Origin of the sequence: Streptomyces dysideae, from assembly GCF_001514305.1 — a bacterium.
GTDB lineage: Bacteria > Actinomycetota > Actinomycetes > Streptomycetales > Streptomycetaceae > Streptomyces > Streptomyces dysideae.
Window position 1 is genome coordinate 80,445 of the sequence record NZ_KQ949109.1, and the last position, 17,348, is coordinate 97,792.

At 70.8% G+C, this 17,348-nt stretch carries 19 protein-coding genes and 1 pseudogene; 14 read left to right on the top strand and 6 right to left on the bottom strand.

Features of this window, described 5'->3' with window-relative positions; all coding sequences use genetic code 11:
- Nucleotides 1-226 precede the first annotated feature (226 nt).
- From AQJ91_RS38295 to AQJ91_RS38305, 3 genes are all read left to right on the top strand, one after another.
- Nucleotides 227-538 carry a hypothetical protein gene (locus tag AQJ91_RS38295; protein ID WP_079085534.1) on the top strand — a complete coding sequence of 104 codons (312 nt, stop codon included), beginning with the start codon at nucleotides 227-229 and terminating at the stop codon, nucleotides 536-538.
- Entirely contained in the window at nucleotides 535-918 is a 384-nt protein-coding gene (locus AQJ91_RS38300) for a hypothetical protein (RefSeq protein ID WP_067031371.1), read from the top strand. Before AQJ91_RS38295 ends, AQJ91_RS38300 begins: the two co-directional genes overlap by 4 nt.
- 115 nt (nucleotides 919-1,033) lie before the next feature.
- On the top strand, nucleotides 1,034-2,059 hold the full coding sequence (locus AQJ91_RS38305; protein WP_234383289.1) for a Rieske 2Fe-2S domain-containing protein: 1,026 nt from the start codon (nucleotides 1,034-1,036) through the stop codon (nucleotides 2,057-2,059).
- 10 nt (nucleotides 2,060-2,069) lie between these two features.
- Here AQJ91_RS38305 and AQJ91_RS38310 read toward each other — a convergent pair whose 3' ends face one another.
- The 3 genes from AQJ91_RS38310 to AQJ91_RS38320 form a co-directional block, all read right to left on the bottom strand.
- Nucleotides 2,070-2,390 (bottom strand): hypothetical protein, encoded by a 321-nt coding sequence (locus tag AQJ91_RS38310; RefSeq protein ID WP_159054746.1) that lies wholly within the window; start codon nucleotides 2,388-2,390, stop codon nucleotides 2,070-2,072.
- A gap of 115 nt (nucleotides 2,391-2,505) precedes the next feature.
- Complete coding sequence (locus AQJ91_RS38315) at nucleotides 2,506-2,841, bottom strand: metal-sensitive transcriptional regulator (protein ID WP_067031378.1); 336 nt, start codon at nucleotides 2,839-2,841, stop codon at nucleotides 2,506-2,508.
- A complete protein-coding gene (locus AQJ91_RS38320; RefSeq protein WP_067031381.1) occupies nucleotides 2,838-5,654 on the bottom strand; it encodes a heavy metal translocating P-type ATPase in 2,817 nt (938 codons plus the stop codon). Before AQJ91_RS38320 ends, AQJ91_RS38315 begins: the two co-directional genes overlap by 4 nt.
- A gap of 259 nt (nucleotides 5,655-5,913) precedes the next feature.
- Between AQJ91_RS38320 and AQJ91_RS38325 the strand changes: the two genes are divergently transcribed.
- From AQJ91_RS38325 to AQJ91_RS38345, 5 genes are all read left to right on the top strand, one after another.
- A complete protein-coding gene (locus tag AQJ91_RS38325) occupies nucleotides 5,914-6,132 on the top strand; it encodes an SHOCT domain-containing protein (RefSeq protein WP_234383290.1) in 219 nt (72 codons plus the stop codon).
- Between the two features lie 51 nt (nucleotides 6,133-6,183).
- The gene (locus AQJ91_RS38330; RefSeq protein ID WP_067031387.1) at nucleotides 6,184-6,432 is read left to right on the top strand and encodes a DUF2933 domain-containing protein; all 249 of its coding nucleotides are present in this window, start codon (nucleotides 6,184-6,186) and stop codon (nucleotides 6,430-6,432) included.
- 209 nt (nucleotides 6,433-6,641) lie between these two features.
- Complete coding sequence (locus tag AQJ91_RS38335; RefSeq protein ID WP_234383291.1) at nucleotides 6,642-7,217, top strand: methyltransferase family protein; 576 nt, start codon at nucleotides 6,642-6,644, stop codon at nucleotides 7,215-7,217.
- Nucleotides 7,218-7,224: 7 nt separating this feature from the next.
- Nucleotides 7,225-7,536 (top strand): hypothetical protein, encoded by a 312-nt coding sequence (locus tag AQJ91_RS38340; RefSeq protein WP_067031391.1) that lies wholly within the window; start codon nucleotides 7,225-7,227, stop codon nucleotides 7,534-7,536.
- A 225-nt stretch (nucleotides 7,537-7,761) separates the two neighbouring features.
- On the top strand, nucleotides 7,762-8,721 hold the full coding sequence (locus AQJ91_RS38345) for a hypothetical protein (protein ID WP_199848133.1): 960 nt from the start codon (nucleotides 7,762-7,764) through the stop codon (nucleotides 8,719-8,721).
- A 784-nt stretch (nucleotides 8,722-9,505) separates the two neighbouring features.
- Here AQJ91_RS38345 and AQJ91_RS38350 read toward each other — a convergent pair.
- Both AQJ91_RS38350 and AQJ91_RS38355 read right to left on the bottom strand, forming a co-directional pair.
- Entirely contained in the window at nucleotides 9,506-11,038 is a 1,533-nt protein-coding gene (locus AQJ91_RS38350) for a bifunctional aminoglycoside phosphotransferase/ATP-binding protein (RefSeq protein WP_079085536.1), read from the bottom strand.
- Between the two features lie 22 nt (nucleotides 11,039-11,060).
- Nucleotides 11,061-11,933 (bottom strand): universal stress protein, encoded by an 873-nt coding sequence (locus tag AQJ91_RS38355; RefSeq protein ID WP_067031393.1) that lies wholly within the window; start codon nucleotides 11,931-11,933, stop codon nucleotides 11,061-11,063.
- Between the two features lie 203 nt (nucleotides 11,934-12,136).
- Here AQJ91_RS38355 and AQJ91_RS38360 point away from each other — a divergent pair.
- From AQJ91_RS38360 to AQJ91_RS38380, 5 genes and pseudogenes are all read left to right on the top strand, one after another.
- Nucleotides 12,137-12,953: pseudogene (locus tag AQJ91_RS38360) on the top strand (universal stress protein).
- 145 nt (nucleotides 12,954-13,098) lie between these two features.
- Nucleotides 13,099-13,716 carry an Rv1733c family protein gene (locus AQJ91_RS38365; RefSeq protein WP_067031396.1) on the top strand — a complete coding sequence of 206 codons (618 nt, stop codon included), beginning with the start codon at nucleotides 13,099-13,101 and terminating at the stop codon, nucleotides 13,714-13,716.
- 40 nt (nucleotides 13,717-13,756) lie between these two features.
- Nucleotides 13,757-15,157, top strand: coding sequence for a nicotinate phosphoribosyltransferase (locus AQJ91_RS38370; protein ID WP_067031399.1), 1,401 nt, complete (start codon nucleotides 13,757-13,759; stop codon nucleotides 15,155-15,157).
- Nucleotides 15,158-15,168: 11 nt separating this feature from the next.
- Nucleotides 15,169-15,480 carry a DUF1876 domain-containing protein gene (locus AQJ91_RS38375; protein ID WP_067031402.1) on the top strand — a complete coding sequence of 104 codons (312 nt, stop codon included), beginning with the start codon at nucleotides 15,169-15,171 and terminating at the stop codon, nucleotides 15,478-15,480.
- Nucleotides 15,481-15,483: 3 nt separating this feature from the next.
- Entirely contained in the window at nucleotides 15,484-15,948 is a 465-nt protein-coding gene (locus AQJ91_RS38380) for an Hsp20/alpha crystallin family protein (RefSeq protein ID WP_067031405.1), read from the top strand.
- 1 nt (nucleotide 15,949) lies between these two features.
- Here AQJ91_RS38380 and AQJ91_RS52845 read toward each other — a convergent pair whose 3' ends face one another.
- The gene (locus AQJ91_RS52845) at nucleotides 15,950-16,183 is read right to left on the bottom strand and encodes a BON domain-containing protein (RefSeq protein ID WP_107122644.1); all 234 of its coding nucleotides are present in this window, start codon (nucleotides 16,181-16,183) and stop codon (nucleotides 15,950-15,952) included.
- A 216-nt stretch (nucleotides 16,184-16,399) separates the two neighbouring features.
- Here AQJ91_RS52845 and AQJ91_RS38385 point away from each other — a divergent pair, with 216 nt between their 5' ends.
- A complete protein-coding gene (locus AQJ91_RS38385) occupies nucleotides 16,400-17,329 on the top strand; it encodes a pyridoxamine 5'-phosphate oxidase family protein (protein WP_067031407.1) in 930 nt (309 codons plus the stop codon).
- Nucleotides 17,330-17,348: the final 19 nt, after the last annotated feature.

The window sequence follows — 17,348 nt, forward strand, 5'->3', positions numbered from 1 at the left end:
CGCGCGGCCGCGGCGGCATCCACGAACTGCTCGACATCGAAACCGCCCGGGCTACCGCCGACACCCTCACCACCCTCCACGACGACCTCGCCTCTGGAACCGGGTCTCAGGGCCAGCCGCCCGGAGAGCGATCCACGCCGCCGCCCAGGCCCCGACCTTCGCGGGGTCCATCCGCACGCACCGCCAGGCCAGAGACATCCTGGGCAACCCGGCCTTGACCTCCGCCTTGACCGTCTATGACAACCCGCACTCGTTCCCCATGTGCGTCTACAACCGCGACCGCGCTCTGTGTCACCGGCTCGATGTCACCGACGCCCCGAGCCTGGACCGATGCCAACCGACCTGCGCGAACATCGCGCGCACCGACCGCCATGCCGACGAACTCGTGCAGCACGCACAGGCGTTGGACAAACAGCCCGCCTCGGAGGCGGTGCCCAGCCCGCTCGCCGACCGGCTCACGCGACGTGCCGGGTTCCTCCGGGATCTGGCCGATTGTCACGAGCGCGACCGCATCCACCACCAGGAGCCAATCGCATGAGCCCAGCCCCGGATGAGCGCGACCGTATCCGTGCCGCGATGGACCGCATCCTGCGCGGCACACCTGAGCGCTCCAACGGCGCGCTGACGATCGTCGCTCTCGCGCTCGAAGCCGGGGTGCCGCGCAACGCACTCACCCAGCGGCATACCGACTTGAAGAACGACTTCTACTACAAGGTCCGCGCCCGGGGCCGGACCCCGGACAGCGAACAACGCCTACGCAAGCAGATCCGCCGGCTCAAGGAGCTCCGGGCTGCCGACGCGGAGGAAATCGCCCAGCTCAAGGCCGACGTCGAGGCACTGGTGGGCTCTCTGCAGCAGAGGTGTTCGCGGCGCCCGGAGCCATCCCGTACGCGCGAACCCCTCGGATTCTGCTTCTGAGCTAGTGCATCGACGCATGCGCCTCTGTTGCAGTCATGACAATCTGGTGGGCCTGCCCCGCGATCCGCGAGCCGACGAGTATCCGATGCCGACCGTTCCGTACGGATGGTATGCGGTGCTCCGAAGCGCCGAGCTACGGCCGGACCGGGTCGTCAGCCTGCACTACTTCGGACGGGCGCTGGTCGCTTTCCGCGGGGCCGATGGACAAGCGGCCGTAAGGGACGCGCACTGCCCCCACTACGGCGCGCATCTGGGCGTCGGAGGGAAGGTCGTGGACGGGACCGTGGAGTGCCCGTTCCACGGATGGCGATTCGCTGCGGACGGCCGGTGCGTGAACGCCCCGTTCGCGGTGCGGACTCCCAAAGTGTCCCTCGGCGGCTTCCCGGTGCGCGAGCACAGCGGGCTCATCTTCGTCCACACAGGGCCGGTCGCGCCCTCATGGGAGGTACCGGAAATCCCGGAAGCGGGATCCAGGGACTTCGCCGAGCCGATCGACGACACCTGCCGAGCGCGCATCCACATACAGGAGATGCGCGAGAACATCGTCGACGAGTCCCACTTCCACTTCATCCACGGCCAGAGTGAACCCCCCGTCCAGGACTGGCGGACGGACGGTCCCTTCGCCGAGGTCCGCGGCCGGATCAGCCGGCGAGTTCTCGGCTGGGACATCAACAACACCTTCGACGCCGTCATGTACGGACCCGGTGTGATGGTGGTCCGCACCCACGGGCCCGTCCTCTCGGTGACCGCCGTCGCCCTCTCCACCCCCGTCGACGACCGGACCAGCGAGCTGCGGATGTTGTACTACCTCCGCAAACCGGCCCGGGCCCCGTTCCTGACGCCCGCGCTCAAGCTCGTCTTCCGCGCGGAAGCCCTGGGCGAGGTGCACGAGGAGGTCCGGATCTGGGACTACAAGATCCACCAGCCGCGGCCGGTCCTGCTTCCGCACGAAAAGGGCATCAAAGCGCTGCGCCGCTGGTACGCCCAGTTCTATCCGTCCGGCCTTCCGATCGCGCCGTCGAGCGACGTCGCCTCGCCCGCCGAGGCCGAGACCAGCGACCGGACGGGAGGCGGCGGGGATTCCACGGCGCCCTCGCAGGACGTACGACAGCGCCGCCGGGAACCTACCGGCAGCAACTGAATTGGTCGGGCTACGGGATGCCGACGGCGCCGACCGGTGAGGCGGCGGCGAGACACCGGCACCTACGAGTGGGATCAAGAAGCACGTCAGCGGTGCGCACTCTCCGCGAGGCCCGTCCGGCGGCGTCGAGGACCGCACGAGCCCATCGCAGTTCCTGCGCCGACGGGTCGAACCCGTCCGCGACGGCCGGGAGTTGGGCCGGGTGGATGCACAGCTTGGCGGTGAAGCCCAGCAGTCGGGCGTGGGCGACGTCGACAGTGAGCACGTCCGGGTCCCGCGCGGCGGCGGGCTGCAGGCAGGCGGCAGCGGACGAGGACGCAATACCGGGCATGGTGTGCCCGGCATGCGTCGAAGGCGTGACGTGTTGCACGGGGGTAGCGGTGATCACGGGGCGCGGTCTGTCACCATCGCCTCCACCCATGCTCGCCGTTGTGTAGCGGAGGAGGTCACAGCCGGAGCGTGCGGCGCAGTGCGAGGGTGACTTCGTCGAACTTGGCGTCGCCTTCGGCCTCATCGGCGCGTACCGCGTCGTGGACGCAGTGCCGAACGTGGTCGTCGAGCAGGCCGAGGGCGACCTCTTGCAGGGCATGGGTGACGGCGCTGATCTGGGTGAGGATGTCGATGCAGTACCGGTCCTCGCCGACCATGCGAGTGATACCGCGTACCTGGCCCTCCACCTTGTGCAGCCGGGACAGCTGGTCGTCCTTGTGGCCGGCGTAGCCGCGCGGGGCGGCGTTCGCTACCGGATCCGCGGTGTGGGCATGGTCGGGGATGGTGGTCATCGGTTGTGCCCTCCCTCGTCTGTCCCGTCAGCTGGCGGTGCGGGGTAGCGGCCCTGGTCGGCGTCGAAGGCGGCCGCGCAGTGCGCGGAGCAGAAGAAGTGGCTGCCGGATGCGGTGTCGCGTCGTTCGGCGGCGGCTGTCGGGACCAGATGCATGCCGCACACCGGATCTACGGTCATCGCGTCCGCGCCTGGCGGGTGCTCGTGGCCGGTGCCGGACCCAGATGAGTGGTGCGGCTGTCGCCCGATGTCGGCCGCGGCGGGTGGGGCCGTGCCCCGGTTGGCTGCGGACTCCACCCGGGGTGTGACGGATTCGGGTGTGACGGGTGGCGGCGGGCTGGTGTGCCAGTGGCGCAGGCGGGAGGCGTTGGTCACGACGGACAGGGAGGACAGGGCCATTGCGGCGGCGGCGATGATCGGGCTGAGACGGATGCCCCACAGCGGGTACAGGGCGCCCGCGGCGAGAGGGACCCCGACGGCGTTGTACACCAGGGCGAAGAACAGGTTCTGCCGGATGTTGCGCATCGTGGCCCGCGACAGCCGGATGGCGGTGACGACGCCGGTCAGGGAGCCGGAGATGAGGGTGATGTCGGCGGCTTCGATGGCCACATCGGTGCCGGTGCCGATCGCGAGACCGACGTCGGCGGCGGCCAGGGCGGGGGCGTCGTTGATGCCGTCGCCGACCATGCCGACCGTGCGGCCCTCGCCCTGCAGGCGGCGGATCTCGTCCGCCTTGTGCTCCGGGAGCACCTCGGCCAGTACGCGGGTGACGCCGACCTGGGCGGCGATCGCGGCGGCGGTACGGGCGTTGTCGCCGGTGATGATGACGACCTCGACGCCCAGGCGCTGCAGGGCGGCGATTGCGGCGGCGGAGTCGTCCTTGACGGTGTCGGCGACCGCGAGCACCCCGGCGGGCCGCCCGTCGATCGCGGCCAGGACAGGGGTCTTGCCCTGGGCCGACAGGTCGGAGGCGACGGGCGCCAGCGTGGTGGTGCCGATGCCGACGTCTCCCAACAGCCGGGCGGTGCCGACCAGGACGGCGTGCCCGTCCACGGTGGCCTGGACGCCTTTGCCGGTGACCGAGTCGAAGCCGGTCGCGGCCGGCCACGACAGACCGCGGTCGCGCGTGCCGGTGACGATGGCCTGTGCCAGCGGGTGTTCGCTGTCGGCCTCGGCTGCCGCCACCAGCCGCAGCAACTGCGTCTCGTCGATGCCGTCGGCCGGGTGGACGTCGGTGAGGACGGGTTTGCCCTCGGTGACCGTGCCGGTCTTGTCCAGTACCACCGTGTCCAGCTTGTGCGCGGTCTCCAGGGCCTCGGCGGAGCGGATCAGGATGCCGGCCTGGGCGCCCTTGCCGGTGCCGACCATCACCGACAGCGGGGTGGCCAGCCCGAGCGCGCACGGGCAGGCGATGATCAGGACCGCTACGGCGGAGACCAGGGCGAGGGTGAGCGCGGGGGAGGGGCCGAGGGTGAACCAGACCGCGAAGGTGCCGATCGCGATGGCGATCACCGCGGGCACGAAGTACGCCGACACCGCGTCGGCGAGCCGCTGAATGGGCGCCTTGGACGCCTGTGCCTGCTGCACCAGCCGGACGATCTGGGCCAGCATGGTGTCGGCGCCGACCTTGGCCGCCCGCACGCGCAGGGATCCGGTGCCGTTGACGGTGGCCCCGATGACCGTCTCCCCGGTGTGCTTGGTGACCGGCATGGGTTCGCCGGTGACCATGGACTCGTCCACCGCGGAGGAGCCGGAGAGGACTTCGGCGTCGACGGGGATCTTCTCGCCGGGCCGGATGACCACCTCGTCGCCGACGGCTACGTCCTCGACCGGGATCTCGGTCTCGGTGCCGTCCCGCACGACGCGGGCGGTGCGGGCCTGCAGGCCCAGCAGCGCGCGGATGGCCTCGCCGGTGCCGGCCTTCGCGCGGGCCTCCAGCAGCCGCCCGAGCAGGATGAGGGTGAGGATGACGCCGACGGCTTCGTAGTAGACCTCGCGCACGTCTTCCGGCAGCAGGTCGGGGGCGAGGGTGACCAGCAGGCTGTAGCCGTAGGCGGCGGTGGTGCCGAGGGTGATCAGGCTGTTCATGTCGGCGGCGCGATGGCGCAGGGTCAGCCAGCCCGTCACGTGGATCGGCCGGCCGGTGTAGAACATCACCGGGGTGATCAGTGCCAGTTGCAGCCAGTGGTTCAGCATCCAGCCAGGCACCCAGTCGGCGCCGAAGAGCTCGTGCGCCATCACGGCGAACAGCACCGGGGCCGTGAGCACCGCGCCCACGGCCACCCGGCGGGTCAGGTCCCTGATCTCCGCCTGCCGCTCGGCGGCATCCGCGGCTTCCGCCTCGGCGGCCCCCGTCTCCTCCTCACCCGCCGGAGCCGCGGGCGCGGCGGCGGTGTCATGGCCGTCGGGGGAGGCCGGAGGGGCTGACGCGGGGCCGTCGGCGGGTTCGACGAGCAGTGTGCCGTGGATCATGTTCATGCCGCAGGCGAAGCCGAAGGAGCCCGGTCGGTCCGGGGTGAGCCGCACGGTGGTACGGGTGTGGGCGGGCAGTCCGGCGCTGACCTTGAGCTCGGGGAAGACCACTCGGGAGGTGCACTCCCCGGACTCCCGCCGGTCGAAGACCAGCTCCACCGGCGTGCCCTGGCGGACCTTGAGGATGCTGGGGTTGTAGCCGCCCCGCACCGTCACCTCCACCCGCTGCACTCCGTCTTCCACCCGGGCGGCACCGGCACGGCGTCGGCCGAAGAAGAACCAGCCCAGCGCGGCGATCAGTCCTGCGGCAGCCAGGACTACGACGACATCGATGGCACCCATGGCGGCCCGCCTCCCTCCAGCTCGCTCCTTCAAGCCTCCGCCCGGCTACCCCTACCTGGTAGGGGCTGAACGGCCCACCCGCTTGGGACCGTCCGCCCCCTGCACGCCAACCCCGACAGAGGCACGATGAATGCAGGGACAGAAGCTCCGATGCGGGCGCCGGACCTTGGCGTCCGGACCCGATCGCCGACCGATCCGAAGTAGGTGAACGGCGATGTTCTGGTATGGCCATGACCTCAGCGGATGGGGCTGGTTCGCGATGTCCGCCAGCATGATCCTTTTCTGGGCGTTGATCATCACAGTGGGCGTGCTGTTCTTCCGCGCTGTGAACCGGCCTCACGAGCACAGCCAGGTCCCCGCCGCGCCGCAGACACCCGAGCAGGTCCTCGGGCAGCGGTTCGCCCGCGGGGAGATCGACGAAGAGGAGTACCGGCGCCGCCTGAACGCCCTGCACGGCGGCCCTCTCACCAAACCCTGAGAGCAGGCCGTACTGGCTGCGGCCTTGGTCCTCCGCTGAGAGAGGCTGGTGATGAAACAGCGCAACTACGGCATGTACGCGCTCGCCGCCGCGATCGTGGTCGTCGGAGTCCTGATGGTCGGCGCCTCGCTGGAGAGCCTCCTCTGGCTCGCCCTCGTGGCCGCCTGCCCGCTGATGATGTTCCTCATGATGAAGAGCATGCACGGTCAGGACACGCACGGCGGTCCAAGCCGTGACGACCGGGAAGACGACCCGCTGCACAAGCACGACCAGCAGCACCCCGGATCCGGCCCGCCCTGACCGGCCGGGTACAGGCGTCCACCCCTGGCACCTTGAGGGCCGGTGGCGGCCGGCCGAGCAGCCACAAGGAGGGCGTGATGGCTGACGCCGCATACGGCTTGTGGCCACTCGTGGTGTCAACACCCTGCTGTTCATCGTGTTCGCCGCCGGCTTCCTCCACCCGAAGACCAAGCGGGACTGGCGGGCGATGGGGCGCCCACGGCGCATTCATGGTCGCGCTGTTCACCGAGATGTACGGCACCCCGCTCACGATCTACCTGCTGGGCAGCTGGCTCGGCAACGAATTCCCGCTGCTGAAGGACAGCCACGCCGGCGGACACCTGGGGAACGACCCGACCAACTGGCAGGGTGATCCGCACGTGAGCCCCTTCCACCTGGCCTCTTACGTCGCCATCGGCGCCGGGTACTGGCTGATCGCCGCCGCGTGGAAGGTCCTGCACGAAGCCGCGCAGAAGGACCGGCCGACCACGACCGGCCCGTACGCGTGGGTGCGACACCCGCAGTACGACGGCTTCCCGCTCATCATGATCGGGTTCCTGCTGCAGGGGCCCACCATCACCACCCTGATCATGTTCCCGGTCCTGGTGTACGTGTACGTGAGACTGGCCCGCAGCGAGGAACGCGAAGTCGCAAAGCAGTTCGGCGAGCAGTGGACCGTGTACGCAGCCAACACCCCCGCCTTCTGGCCGAAGCGGCCCCGCAGGACGCCGACCCCCCGGAAAACGGAGACCTACAGCACCCGCGGGTCCGCGCGCAGTTCGGACTCGCACGTCACACGGAGGTGACCCGAGCATGGACGCCGTCGTCTGGACTCTGGTCTTCCTTGGTGACCTGGCCACCGCCGCATGCGCGGTCCATCTCACCCGGCGCCACCACCGCGATCCCGCAGGACTGGTTCCTTCCCTGCACCGCACCGCCCCGATCCTTCTTGCCGCAGGGCTCCTCCCCGTTCCCGCCCTGCTGTCCGGCGACGCGCCCGCCGCAGCCTGGGGGCTGTGGGGCGCCACCACCATCGCCGCCGCCCTGGTCTACGCCGTCGGTGACACCCTGCGCGACCTGGCGCCTCCCACACGAACGGCGTCCGAGCCCGGGAGCCGGCGGTGAGGGGCGGGGACCCGCGGGGAACGCAGACCGGCGGACCGCGGCAGGCGGATGCGGCGCACGCCGCCGCGGCAGGACCAGCGCATCCAACGGCCTTGCATGTGGTGCTGGAGGCGACCGGGATCGAGAAGACGTACCGGCGCGGCGCATGGCCGGCCCGGCACCGGACAGCGGTGCTGCGCGGCGTCGACCTCGCCCTGGCTGCCGGCGAAGTGGGCGGCGGCCCGCTTGACGGCGGCGGGCTGCTGGGCCCTGGCCTGGGCCGCCGCGGCGGCCGCGGTCAGCTGGACGGTGATCACCACGACCAGCCGTGTCGCCCGCCCCCGCCACCACGCCCGGCCCGGTTCGACCACGGCCCAACTGGCCGCGGGGACACGGATGGGTTTGCGGGAGGCCGACCGTAACCGGATGCTGTGGACGCTGCTCATCGCGGTGCCCGTGGTCTTCATCATCCTCACCGTGGCCACCACCCCCGAGGAGTTCACGTCGCTGACCGTACGCGAAAGCTGCCGCACCCTCCTCCAGCGGGCGTGGCTGCCCGATATCCACGGCGGCACCATGGCGCCGATCGCCATCGCATCCCTGGCCATGCTCGCCGGACTGTTCACCGTCCTGAACGCCCGCGCAGGTGACCAGCGCCTGTCCCTCGCCGGGTTCCGTCCCACCGCCCTGCTTGCCTCCCGCCTGACCGTGGTGGTTCTCGGCGCGCTGCTGGCCACCGCCGCCTCCCTCGCGGCCACCGCCACCGTCTTCGACGCCCGCCAATGGGGCCTCTACATCGCCGCGAACGTCCTGATCGCGCTCACCTACGGCCTCATCGGCGTCCTGCTCGGACCGCTGTTCGGTCGCGTCGGCGGGGTGCTCATCGCCTTCCTGGTGCCCTTCATCGACCTGGGCATCGAGCAAAGCCCCATGCTCCGCCCCGACCCACCCGGCTGGGCGCACGCCCTGCCCGGCTACGGCGCCGGGGTGAAGGCGAAGTTCTCGATCACGATGCGCGCCGCGGATGGGCTGGCACTGGTTGCGGCAGGTGGGGAGCTGGTGGTGGCTGGGCCGTTGCCGTTGCCGCCGTTCGAGCAGCTGACCAGGGCGAGCAGCGTGCAGGCTCCCCCCAGGGCAACAGCGGTGCGGCCCCGGTGCGGGCTGGTACCAGAGGGGAGGAGCAAGCCGCCGCCTGGCTTCGGCTGAGTGCTGGGGACCGGGCCTCCCACTTCGTATGGGCGACGAGGAAGTCGGTGCTTGCAGACAGGGTGGTGAGCTGCGGTGTGTCCTCGTCGTCGATGCGGATACCTGTGCGTTCACTGAGCGTCTCGATGAAACCCAGGTAGCCCAGCGAGTCCATTTCGAGGGCGCCGGGCAACCCGGCCAGCGCGGTGCGCGCCTGCGACCAAGTGAAAGAGGAACGATCCCGGTCGTAGGCGGCGAGATTCGCCGGGACGCCCGGTGCGGTGTCCTTGGAGATCGTCTCCCAGTGCATGGGCGCTCCTCCCGACGCCTGCCTCTTTCCAGAGTCGCCCGGCCCGGGCCGGGTCGCACGGCGGGCCGCGCGGCCAGGTCGCGGCTGCTCTCGGCCCGGGCGCTCTATTCGCGGCGCAGCACGACCTTCAGGGCGCCGGTGTCGGTGCCATGGGAGAACACCTCGTAGGCGTCTTCCATCCGGCTGAGGCCGAGGGTGTGGGTGACGAGCTGGGAACGCGCCGCGTCCCGCGAAACCTGGTGACGCGGGCCGCTGATCGGCCGCCGCCCCTGGGCTGTAGCGGGTGTACCAACTCGTCTAGTGCCCCAACAGGCAACGTTCGCCCCGTCGCGACGCCCGGCACGCTCCCCCACTGCCTCAAGGGCGTGGGAGGTGCCGCCACTCGCCGCACCGGCCGAAAGCCCAAGTACATCCAGTACGAGGACCTCCGGCCGGCACGCCGAAAGCACGCACCGGACGCCGCTCCTTGACGGGCAAACGCTGCCTGCCGGGGCACTAGTCCGGCTCCATGTAGGGGCGACGGAAGACCGGGGCCTGGCTGTCGGCGTGCGGGCGGATGGCCGCCAGTGCCTGGATGACCGCGGCCTCCAGGGAGCCGCTCGTGTCGACCCTGACGGCCTCGGACCATGGTGCTTCCGTGGCAGCCATGGCGGCGGCCACGTCGAGGTCGGCGTCGGATGCCCCGGGTGCGCGGGTGGCGAGGCGGGTTGTGGCGAAGTCGACCGGAACCTGGCAGTGCAGGGCGACGAGGTCGGTGTGGGTGTGTTCGGCCATGCGCAGAGCGGCTTCCCGCTGTCGCGCGTCGTGCCAGGTGGCGTCCAGGACGACGGACTCACCCCTGGACAACAGGGCCGATGCGCGGCCGAGCAGGGCGGCGTACGTCTTGTTGGTCCATTCGGGGGAGTACAGGCCCTCACCGTAGGCGGCGGCTGCGGACTGCTCCACCGGGATGCCGGCCAGTTCCTTGCGGAGGCGGTCGCTGCTGAGCAGGGTGACGCCCAGCCGGTCGGCGAGCGCGCCGGCGAGCGTGGACTTCCCGCTGCCCGGGAGCCCGCCGACGAGGGTCAGGCCGACGGCGGAGGCGCGCAGGTGGCGCAGGGCGGTGGTGACCAGTCGGTGTGCTGCCGCCTCTGCGCCGGGTGTGCCCTGGCGTGCCTGGATCAGGGAGACCTTGGCCCGGACGAACGCGCGGTAGGCGACGTAGTGGTGCCAGAGGGAGTGTGGTGCCGGGTCGCCGGAGTACTCGCCGTACTCGGAGAGGAAGAACGCCGCGGCTTCCGGGGCGCCGAGTTGCTCCAGGTCCATGGCGAGGAAGGCGGCGTCGTCGAGGCCGTCGACGTAACGAAGGGTGTCGTCGAACTCCAGGCAGTCCAGGACGCGTGGGCCGTCGTCGAGGCAGAAGATGTCCTCGGCGAGCAGGTCTCCGTGGCCGTCGACCACCCGTCCCTGCTCGATTCGGCTGTCGAACAGGGCTTCGCGGCCGGCGAGGTAGCGGCGTACCAAGCGCTCGGTCTCCTCCACCCCGTCGGGCACGGTGCCGTCGTCGGACAGGGCGCGGACCTGGGCGAAGCTCGCTTCCCAGCGTGAGGACAGTGCGTCGCGCGTCCCCTGCTCGTTCACCTCTCCGCTGCGAGGTGCGTTCGCGTGGTGCGTGGCGAGCAGCCGGGCGACGGCGCGAAGGGCGTCGTCGGTGGCCGTGCCTTCCCGTACGAGTCGGGAGAGACGGCGCTCGGTGGGCATGCGGCGCATCACCACGACGGGCTCGGGCGCGTCCCTGTCCGGGCTGCGGAATTCGCCGACGCCGAGGTAGACGTCAGGCGCGAAGCGGCGGTTGAGGACGACTTCCCGCTCGCAGGCGGCCCGCCGGGCGGTCACCGTTGTGTAGTCGAGGAACGTGAGGTCGACCGGCTTCTTCACTTTGTAGGCCCGGTCCCCGACGAAGAGCACCACCGCGGTGTGGGTCTCGCGCGCCTCCGCACGGGGGAGGGACGGGGGACCGGAGACGTCGACTCGCCGCACCGCCGCCATCGGCTCCCCGTCGTGGCTCGACTCAGTCATGGGGGACGACGGCGACAGGGCAACGCGCGTGGTGGGCGGCGGCCTGGGCCACGGGGCCCAGGCGTGGCGCCAGAGCGTGGTGCCGTCGCCGGCCGACGACCAGCAACTCGGCGCTCGCGGCGGCTGCTACGACTGCCCTGGCGGGGCTCGTGAGGCGGATGGTCTCGGCCACAACCACGCCCGGGAACTTCTCGCGCCAGGGGCGGAGAGCCTGGCTCAGGCCGTTCTGCGCGTCCTGCCTTTCCTCTTGAGTCACGGTGTGGTCGACGCCCCAGGGGGCGTACGCGTGGATCGGCAGGCTGCGGCCATGGACCGCGCGGACGGGTACGCCCCGCGCCGCGGCGGTGGTGAAGGCGAATTCGAGCACATCGTCGCACGGGCCGTGCAGTTTCAGGGCCACCACCACATCCCCTCGTGCACCTGATTCGGGTGTGTGGCCTTCGTCCCGCCGGTCGGCGCGGACCAGGACCACGGGCCGCTCGGCGCGTGCCACGACGGACATGCTGATGTCGCCGAGGAAGTAGCTCTCCACGGGAGTCAGGCCCCGCGAGCCGAGCACGAGCATCTCGGACTCCGACGCCCCTTGGAGCAGCGCGTTCTGGGCGTCGTCGGCGACCAGGTTGCCGACGACGGTGAGGCCCGGGTGGCGCGCCTGGAGTTCCGCTTGGGCGTTGTGCATGAGCCGCTTCGCCCAGTAGTTCTGGTCGACTTCCGCGGGGATGTGGGTCGGTTCCGGCACGAGCAGGGGCCACGCGTGCAGCAGGCGCAGGGTGAGATTGCGTCGCTCGGCTTCGTCGGCGGCCCAGCGAGCGGCGGCCAGGCTCTCGGGTGAGCCGTCGAGGCCGACGGTGAGGACTCGTTCCATGGCGACTGCCTCCATCTCGTACGAAGCTGGAAGGACGAGGCCGGCTGCGGGGCGTGCTCGACGGGACGCACGAAAGTCGGCGCCGACCGACAGAACACGGTGCTTCTACATCGAGGAGTACTCCAGATCTCCTCGCGGCGCATGTGGTCCCCGGCGAGGCGGCGCGCACGAGAGGGAAGTCCGGAACAGAGGAGGTGCGAGCGGTGGCGGTTCCCCTGGTGGTCGGCATCGACGGGTCCGAGGCGAGCCTTGAGGCGGTGGACTGGGCCGCGGACGAGGCAGTCCGGCACGAGGTGCCGCTCCATCCCATGCACGCGGCCGCAGCGGATCACGAGGCGCCCGACCTGGTAGCCGTCGCCTCGGAGCGTGCCAGGAAGGGCGCGCCGACCGTGCGGCTCTCCAGTGAGGTGCTGCACGAGGACGCGGCGTCCGCCCTGGTCGGCAAAGGGCGCAACGCCTTCGCGCTGGTGCTGGGGTCGAGAGGTCTCGGAGACCTCACCGGGCTGCTCCTGGGCTCGGTCAGCGTGGCCGTGGCCGCGCATGCCGACTGCCCGGTCGTCGTCGTACGCGGTGGGGTGGAGCACCGTGCCGACCGGTTCGGGAGTGTCGTCGTCGGACTCGAGGACGGGGAGGGCAGCGGTACGGCCGTACAGTTCGCGTTCCGCGAGGCCCATGTTCGGCACTGTCGGATGGTCGCCGTGCACGCCTGGAGCGTCCCGGTCGGGACCCCGGGGCCTCCGGGCCTGTCCGATACGCCCTCCAAGCCCTGCGGCGCCCGCCGGCGCAGGTGCTGGCTGACGCACTGCGCGAGCCCGCGCGGCAGTACCAGGACGTTCCTGCGAGCAGTGAGGTGGTCGAGAGCTCGGCGCGACGGGCACTCCTGGATGCCGCGGCCGGCGCTGATCTGCTCGTCGTCGGGCCCGCAGGCGACATGGGCACGGGGGTCTGCAACTGGGCCTGGTGAACCACGCGGTGCTGCACCACGCACCGTGTCCGATCGCGGTCGTTCCGCAGATATGAACCGGTGACGAGCGACCAGCAGGTGGGTCGCGTGGCCGGTCGGCAGGGACCTTCGGCCCCGTGATCGGGCTCCGCCGTCGTCGGAGGGTGGTGAGGGAAGAAGACAAGGTGGGGGGACGCACCAGCAACAGCTGGAGGCCAGACCATGAGCGCACAGGAACCGCCGCACGCACCCGGTCCCCACCCATCGCACCAGGAGAAGCGCCCGCCCAGGGGCGCGAACCCGCTGAGGCGTACGTCCGATCGCGTCGAGACCTGGTGCTGCCGTTTCCTGCTGGCGGTCCTTGTCCTCGGACTGCCCGTGGCTTCGGTGAGCACAGGGCTGGCATTCCACGAGTCGACGATGCGCACCGTTCAGGCCCAGTCCGCAGAGCGGTTCCAGGTCACCGCCCGGGTGACCTCGGCCCCCGAAGCAGCACAGGGCAGTACCGCGGACGGGAAGCAGAAGGTACAGCTCAGGTGGATTGGTGCGGACGGTCGGCAGCAGACGGGAACCACGCGTGTACCGCTGGACAAGACCGCAGGCTCGACCGTGCGGATCTGGGTGGACCGGGACGGAACCGTTCGGGACCCGCCGATGTCCGCGAGCAACGCGAATGCCAGCGGCTGGCTGATGGGCGGCATGACGGCGGTCGGTGTGTACGTCGGCTTCGTCGGCGCGCGCAAGGGCATGCGCCTGGCGCTGGACCACAGAAGGTACGCGCAGTGGGACGCCGGATGGGACCGGGTGGAGCCGCTCTGGTCCGCGCGGTTCCGCAGGTGACGGGCGCGGGCTCGCGGGCGTCGTCCGGGAGGTGACGCAGATGTCCGATGCGACGACGACCGACCTCTACGAGGTCACGATGGCGATGTCGTACCTGCGGGAGGGGATGACCCGCCCGGCGACGTTCAGCTTGTTCGTCCGTGACATGCCGCCCGGCCGCGGCTTTCTGGTGGCGGCCGGCCTGGAGTCGTCGCTGGACTTCCTGTCCGGTTTCCGGGTCGACGCCGAGGATGTCGATGCCTTCGCCTCGGCACTGCACCGGCCTCCACGCGATCTGGCCCCGCTGCTGGGCATGGAGTTCACCGGTCAGGTGCGGGCGGTGCCGGAGGGCCGGATCGTCCTCGCGGGAGAGCCGCTGCTGGAGGTGACCGCTCCGCTCCCGGAGGCCCAGCTGGTCGAGACGTACGTGCTCAACCAGGTCAACCACCAGACGACGGTCGCCTCGAAGGCCGCACGGTGTGTACTGGCCGCGGCGGGACACCCGGTCGTGGACTTCTCCCTGCGACGCACCCACGGCCCCCAAGCCGGCTTTCAGGCCGCCCGGTTGAGCGCGATGGTCGGATTCGCCGGGACGAGCAATGTCGCTGCGGCCATCGCCGAAGGGCTGTCGGCCGTGGGCACGATGGCCCACTCGTACATCGAGGCGTTCGGAACGGAGGAGGCGGCCTTCCGGGCCTTCGCCCGGTCCCACCCCGGCCCGGTGACGCTCCTGGTGGACACCTACGACACCGAGGAGGGTGTCCGCGTCGCGGCCCGCGTGCTGCGAGACCTGGACGACGCGGCCCGTGGGCCCGGCTCGGCCGTACGGCTGGACAGCGGCGACCTGGGAGCCCTGGCGCTGCGGGCGCGCGCCCTCCTCGACGCGGCGGGACTGCCGGAGGTGCGGATCATCGCCAGTGGCGGTCTCGACGAGTACGCCGTGGATGAGCTGGTCCGTTCCGGAGCGCCGATCGACGTCTACGCCGTCGGTACCCGTGTCGGGGTGTCGGCCGACGCCCCGTTCCTGGACTCGGCCTACAAGATGGTCGAGTACGACGGCCGGCCGGTGATGAAGCTCTCCTCGGCCAAGGTGACCGCCCCCGGGCAGAAGCAGGTGTTCCGCCGCCCCGGATACGCGGACGTGATCGGGCTCCGTGAGGAGCAGCCACCGGGGGAGGGCGTACCGCTGCTGGAGACGGTGCTGCAGAACGGGAGGCGCACCGTCGAGCGCCCCACTCTGGACGAGAGTGGGGAGAGGTTCGCCGCAGACCTGGCCGTGCTCCCGCCCGCGGCACGCCGCATCCGGGCGCCCCTCGCGCCACGGGCGACGGCCTCCGGACAGCTGACCGCCCTCGCCGACCGGGTCCGGCGCCGTATCGCAGACGAGGCTCTGGCCTCATCCGCGGACCTGCGCAACCACGAGCGGAGCGCAACCGGAACGCAGCGCTCCGTACCGAGATGAGGAGGACAGTGATGCCGCATACCGTGGAATGGAAGGTTCGCCTCTATCTCTTCGAGGAAGAGGGAACGACCAAGGCACGCGTGGTGCTGGACACCGGAACCACGGAGCTCACCGGGCACGGGGACGCGCACCGGAACCCCATGGACACGGACGTGCCGGAGATCGGTGACGAGCTGGCGGCGGGCAGGGCCCTGCAGGACCTCGGCCGGCAGCTGGTGGACGTTGCCGAGCATGACATCGAGGGCATGGGCGCGGCCGCGACCGAGCGGAGGGATCGCCCGGAGACCGGCTGGCCGTTGCCGGATCAGATGCAAGGAGGATGACCGATGACGCTGCCTGCGCACCATCACCATGGGAGGGGCGCTCTCCCGGTATGGGACCCGTTCCGCGAACTTGAGGACCTGCACACCCGCATGGACCGGCTCATGCAGTCCGCCTTTCCTGGCAGCGCCGAACTCGGCACCGCCGGGGCATGGGCGCCGCCGGCCGACATCGAGGACACCGAGGACGCGTACCTGGTGGAGCTGGAGGTTCCCGGTGTGGCCAAGGACGACATCACCGTGGAGGTCACCGCCTCCGAGATCGATGTCCACGGTGAGATCAAGGAGAAGGAACGCACCGGCGTGGTCCGGCGGCGCGCCCGCCACATCGGGGAGTTCGGCTACCGCACGAGTCTGCCGCCGAACTCGGACACCGAACACATCAGCGCCGAGCTGGCCAACGGGGTTCTCACCGTGCGCGTTCCGAAGGCCGAGAAGGCCAAAGCGCATCGCATCGAGATCGCCGGCTGAGTCAGGGGCGGGAGCAGGAACAGCCAGCGGCTGTGCGTCGCTCCGAGCCCGGTCCTGCGCTGCCCTCACGTGCCGGTGGGGGAACTCCGGAGGAGTCTGCTCGGTACGCGACGTGCTCGGCGACCGAGGCCACGCCGTGAACGCTCCGGCACAGCCGCTCGATCACCGGGATCAGGTTCCTGACCTCGACGGATCCACCGAGGCTCACGTGCTCTGCGCGAACCTCGACCGTCACGTCCGAGGCGACAGGACCGAGCTGCGGGGAACGCCTCGACCACGGTCAGGTGCATGTCGCCTCTCCCTTCCGGGCGGAGACAGCCAGGGTCGAGAGGACGGGGCCGGCCCCGGACTGGCCGTCCGGCCACCCGGATCACGGGGTTCTCATCCCGTGCGGCGGCACGCCGCGCGGGACGTTGGGTTACATCAGCATTCTGAGGAAACGGCGGCGATCATGCGAGCTCAACTCGGCGATCAAATCGTGGTCGAGAGCCCTGCCACCGGCGCCACCAGGCGCGACGGCGAGATTGTCGGACTCCACCACGAGGACGGAACGCCTCCCTACGATGTGCGCTGGTCGGACACGGACGAGGTGACCCTCATCTTCCCTGGGCCCGACGCACACATCCATCACATCGAGCACGGGCCCGGGAGCGCACACGAGCCTTCCCGGCCACGCACGGAACAGCCAGGCGTGCAGACAGCTGCCGTGCCCCGCGGCACCCCGCCGGGCAGGCCGCCCGATCCCGGTGACATCGGCCGCCGCATCGCCACCGAACGCACACGCCAGGGACTGACCCGAGAAGAGACGGCCCGCCGCGCCGGAATGGCGCCGGAATACCTGGCGTACCTCGAAGAACACCCGGCCGATCCGACCGTGGCCAGTCTTATCGGCGTGGCGGACGCACTGGGCACCACCACCGTCGCTCTGCGGGGCGGCGGCATCGATCTGCCGCCTGGCCTGGGTCAGGCGCTCCTGCACCCTCAGCTGCTGGACCTTGGCCCCGACGAATGCCGCGCCCGGCTATCCACGCACGGGGTGGGGCGTGTGGCGGTGTCGACACCGGACGGCCCGGCGGTGGTTCCGGTGAACTACGAGGTCGTCGACGATGCGATCGCGTTCCGGACCGCCCCGGGCTCGGTCCCGGCGGCGGCCGTGGGATCGGAAGTCGCCTTCGAGGTCGACCACGTGGATGAGGCCATGAGCCAGGGTTGGAGTGTGCTCGTCGTCGGACCTGCGCGGGCGGTCACCGAGCCGGACGCCGTGCGGAGGCTGGTCGATCGCGCCCACACCACGCCGTGGCCCGGGGGTGAACGCGAGATGTGGGTGTGGATCCAGCCCACGCGCATCACGGGGCGCCGTATTACGGCGGCGGAGCAGTGACGGAGGAGCGCTGGTCGGT